General features: G+C 35.9%; 1 protein-coding gene. It reads left to right on the top strand.

Features of this window, described 5'->3' with window-relative positions:
- Positions 1–136: 136 nt before the first annotated feature.
- Positions 137–2,186: alginate lyase family protein (locus WBM98_RS16280; RefSeq protein ID WP_424367078.1), on the top strand; the 2,050-nt coding region annotated here is incomplete at its 3' end.

The following is a 2,186-nucleotide window of genomic DNA, read 5'->3' as shown; positions in this document are numbered from 1 at the left end:
AATATACTGTGGAAAACCAGTGGTCTTTGAGTCCAAACTTCAAGAATACGGATACGTATGAGCTAAATGCCGATTCTCCATTAAAAGGAAAAGGAACGGATGGATTGGATTTGGGTGCAATTTCTAAGTAAGAGGGATGAATAAAATAAAATCGATATTGCTTAGTGTAATTATAATGTCAATTACTTTTTCCTGTCAGGATAAAGTAGATGCTTCAGGAGATCCATCTGCCAATAAAAGTGAACATCCAGGTTTAATCTTAACAAAACAAGGCGTTAAGGATATAAGGGCTAATTTAGGAAGTATTCCAATTTTTGATAAAACCATGGCAGCCACTCAAAAAGAGATTGATGCTGAGATTGAAAATGGTTTTGATGTTCCTGTTCCCAAAGATTATTCAGGCGGATATTCACACGAGACGCACAAAAAGAATTATACCTTAATGCAAAAAGCAGGGGTATTATATCAAATTCTCGAAGATGGGAAATATGCCAAATTTGTAAAAGACATGCTTTTTGAGTATGCTAAGCAATATCCAACGCTACCTTTACATCCAAAGCCGCGCTCATACGCTAGGGGAAAATTATTTTGGCAATGTTTAAATGATTCAAATTGGTTGGTGTATACAAGTCAAGCGTATGACTGTATTTATGATTATTTGTCAGAAGAAGAGCGCAATACTTTAGAGACTGATTTATTTAGACCTTTTGCGGATCACATTTCAATAGACAACCCACAATTTTTTAACCGAGTTCATAACCATGCAACGTGGGGTAATGTGGCTGTGGGAATGATTGCTTTGGCTATGGATGATGATGAACTTTTAGAAAGAGCATTGCATGGTGTTCAAGATGACAGTTTTGATCCAAATGAAAAGGATAATGACGGTGGTTATATTCGAAAAGTTGGTCAAGAAATTGGATACTTTGCCAATGTGAATGAGCCTTTTTCTCCCGATGGATATTTTACAGAAGGCCCTTATTATCAACGTTATGCTTCGTACCCGTTTTTGATTTTTGCACAAGCACTTCAAAATAAAAAACCCGAACTAAAAGTGTTCGAATATAAAGATAGTGTGCTTATAAAAAGTGTTACTGCACTATTGAACTTATCCGATGTTGATGGCGAGTTCTTTTTGTTGAACGATGCTCAAAAAGGAATGTCGTATTATAATACATCTTTAATAGCTACGGTTGATATAGGCTATCATTTTGGAGGTAATAATCCAGAATTATTAAGTATAGCCAATAAGCAAGATGAAGTTACTCTTGATGATGCAGGTTTAGCAGTAGCTCTTGGTATTAAAGATGGAAAGGAAAAGCCTTTTGTTAAAAAATCGATTGAATTATCCGATGGTGCCCATGGGGATGAAGGCGGCGTTGGAATTATACGTAGTGACGGTTTGGAGTTGGTTTTTAAATACACAGCTCAAGGATTGAGTCATGGACATTATGATAAATTATCTTTTGCATTATTTGAAGATGGCAACGAGGTAGTTCAAGATTACGGCATGGGTCGTTTCGTGAATATTGAACAAAAAGGAGGCGGAAACTATTTAAAAGAGAATACCACTTGGGCGAAACAGAGTATTGCCCACAATGCTTTAGTACAAAATGAAACCTCTCATTTTAAAGGAAATTATGATATTGGAAGCAAATATCATTCAAATAAATATGTATTCAGTGTAGCAGATGAAAAGCTGCAAGTTGCCAGTGCCAAAGAAGAAAATGCCTATCCTGGCTCAAAGCTTCATAGAACGATGGTGACTATTAAGGATGAAGAATATGAGAACCCTTATGTGTTGGATATTTTGCGCGTATCATCTGAAAGTTCAAATCAATATGATCTGCCCTTCTACTTCTTAGGGCAAATCATGCAAACCAATTTTGAATATTCAAAATTGGATGTACCTGAAATTTTAGGAAAATCTGACGGGTATCAGCATTTGTATAAAGAGGGATCCGCTTTTGGTAAGGATGGTACTATTCAATTAAACTGGTTACGAAACGGTAAGTTTTATACCTATACTGTAGTTACACATAATAAGGATGAAGTTATTTTTGGTAGAATAGGGGCAAATGACCCAGACTTTAATCTGCGTAATGAGCAAACCTTGATTTTAAGGAAAAAGAATGCAAAGGAAGCTTTGTTTGTTTCCACAATAGAATCCCATGGAACATATAGTC

The sequence above is a fragment of the Maribacter sp. genome (assembly GCF_049667165.1).
Taxonomy (GTDB): domain Bacteria; phylum Bacteroidota; class Bacteroidia; order Flavobacteriales; family Flavobacteriaceae; genus Maribacter_A.
This window is presented reverse-complemented; position numbering and strand designations above follow the sequence as displayed.